This window comes from Actinoallomurus sp. NPDC052274 (genome assembly GCF_040679475.1).
Classification (GTDB): domain Bacteria; phylum Actinomycetota; class Actinomycetes; order Streptosporangiales; family Streptosporangiaceae; genus Actinoallomurus; species Actinoallomurus liliacearum.
Map to the genome: position 1 here is coordinate 1 of NZ_JBFAUT010000126.1, position 2,500 is coordinate 2,500.

Here is a 2,500-nt window from a genome sequence, read left to right on the forward strand (position 1 = left end):
AGGGCTCTTTTGGGTCTTGTAATTGGAATGAGTACAATTTAAATCCCTTAACGAGGAACAATTGGAGGGCAAGTCTGGTGCCAGCAGCCGCGGTAATTCCAGCTCCAATAGCGTATATTAAAGTTGTTGTGGTTAAAAAGCTCGTAGTTGAACCTTGGGCCTGGCTGGCCGGTCCGCCTCACCGCGTGTACTGGTCCGGCCGGGCCTTTCCCTCTGTGGAACCTCATGCCCTTCACTGGGTGTGACGGGGAAACAGGACTTTTACTTTGAAAAAATTAGAGTGCTCCAGGCAGGCCTATGCTCGAATACATTAGCATGGAATAATGAAATAGGACGTGTGGTTCTATTTTGTTGGTTTCTAGGACCGCCGTAATGATTAATAGGGACAGTCGGGGGCATCAGTATTCAATTGTCAGAGGTGAAATTCTTGGATTTATTGAAGACTAACTACTGCGAAAGCATTTGCCAAGGATGTTTTCATTAATCAGGAACGAAAGTTAGGGGATCGAAGACGATCAGATACCGTCGTAGTCTTAACCATAAACTATGCCGACTAGGGATCGGACGATGTTATTTTTTGACGCGTTCGGCACCTTACGAGAAATCAAAGTGCTTGGGCTCCAGGGGGAGTATGGTCGCAAGGCTGAAACTTAAAGAAATTGACGGAAGGGCACCACCAGGGGTGGAGCCTGCGGCTTAATTTGACTCAACACGGGGAAACTCACCAGGTCCAGACACAATGAGGATTGACAGATTGAGAGCTCTTTCTTGATTTTGTGGGTGGTGGTGCATGGCCGTTCTTAGTTGGTGGAGTGATTTGTCTGCTTAATTGCGATAACGAACGAGACCTTAACCTGCTAAATAGCCCGTATTGCTTTGGCAGTACGCTGGCTTCTTAGAGGGACTATCGGCTCAAGCCGATGGAAGTTTGAGGCAATAACAGGTCTGTGATGCCCTTAGATGTTCTGGGCCGCACGCGCGCTACACTGACGGAGCCAGCGAGTACTTCCTTGGCCGAAAGGCCCGGGTAATCTTGTTAAACTCCGTCGTGCTGGGGATAGAGCATTGCAATTATTGCTCTTCAACGAGGAATCCCTAGTAAGCGCAAGTCATCAGCTTGCGTTGATTACGTCCCTGCCCTTTGTACACACCGCCCGTCGCTACTACCGATTGAATGGCTCAGTGAGGCGTCCGGACTGGCCCAGGGAGGTGGGCAACTACCACCCAGGGCCGGAAAGCTCTCCAAACTCGGTCATTTAGAGGAAGTAAAAGTCGTAACAAGGTCTCCGTTGGTGAACCAGCGGAGGGATCATTACCGAGTTTACAACTCCCAAACCCATGTGAACATACCTTTACGTTGCTTCGGCGGAGCCGCCCCGGCGCCCGGAACCTCTTCGGTTTCGCGGCCCGGAACCAGGCGCCCGCCGGAGGCCACAAACTCTTTTGTTTTTACAGTTTCTTCTGAGTGTGCCGCAAGGCAAAATACAAATGAATCAAAACTTTCAACAACGGATCTCTTGGTTCTGGCATCGATGAAGAACGCAGCGAAATGCGATAAGTAATGTGAATTGCAGAATTCAGTGAATCATCGAATCTTTGAACGCACATTGCGCCCGCCAGAATTCTGGCGGGCATGCCTGTTCGAGCGTCATTTCAACCCTCGAGCTCCCCTCTTTTTGGGAGAGCCCGGCGTTGGGGACCCGGCGCTAACACCGCCGGCCCCGAAATGGAGTGGCGGCCCGTCCGCGGCGACCTCTGCGTAGTAATATCCACTCGCACCGGGACCCGGGCGCGGCCACGCCGTTAAACACCCCACCTTCCGAATGTTGACCTCGAATCAGGTAGGAATACCCGCTGAACTTAAGCATATCAATAAGCGGAGGAAAAGAAACCAACAGGGATTGCCCCAGTAACGGCGAGTGAAGCGGCAACAGCTCAAATTTGAAATCTGGTCCCCAGGGCCCGAGTTGTAATTTGTAGAGGATGCTTTTGGCGAGGCGCCTTCCGAGTTCCCTGGAACGGGACGCCACAGAGGGTGAGAGCCCCGTCTGGTCGGATGCCAAGCCTATGTAAAGCTCCTTCGACGAGTCGAGTAGTTTGGGAATGCTGCTCAAAATGGGTGGTATATGTCTTCTAAAGCTAAATACCGGCCAGAGACCGATAGCGCACAAGTAGAGTGATCGAAAGATGAAAAGCACTTTGAAAAGAGGGTTAAAAAGTACGTGAAATTGTTGAAAGGGAAGCGCCTATGACCAGACTTGGGCCCGGTGAATCATCCAGCGTTCTCGCTGGTGCACTTTGCCGGGCACAGGCCAGCATCAGTTTGGCGCGGGGGATAAAGGCTTCGGGAATGTGGCTCCCCTCGGGGAGTGTTATAGCCCGTTGTGTAATACCCTGCGCCGGACTGAGGTACGCGCTCCGCAAGGATGCTGGCGTAATGGTCATCAGCGACCCGTCTTGAAACACGGACCAAGGAGTCGTCTTCGTATGCGAGTGTTCG

General features: G+C 51.9%; 2 rRNA genes (1 of these 2 cut by a window edge). Both read left to right on the top strand.

Features of this window, described 5'->3' with window-relative positions:
* Positions 1-1,320 (top strand): 16S ribosomal RNA (locus tag AB0K82_RS44285); the annotation flags it as partial.
* A gap of 165 nt (positions 1,321-1,485) precedes the next feature.
* Positions 1,486-2,500: ribosomal RNA gene (locus tag AB0K82_RS44290) — 23S ribosomal RNA — on the top strand; its annotated part runs 2,082 nt beyond the window's last position; the annotation flags it as partial.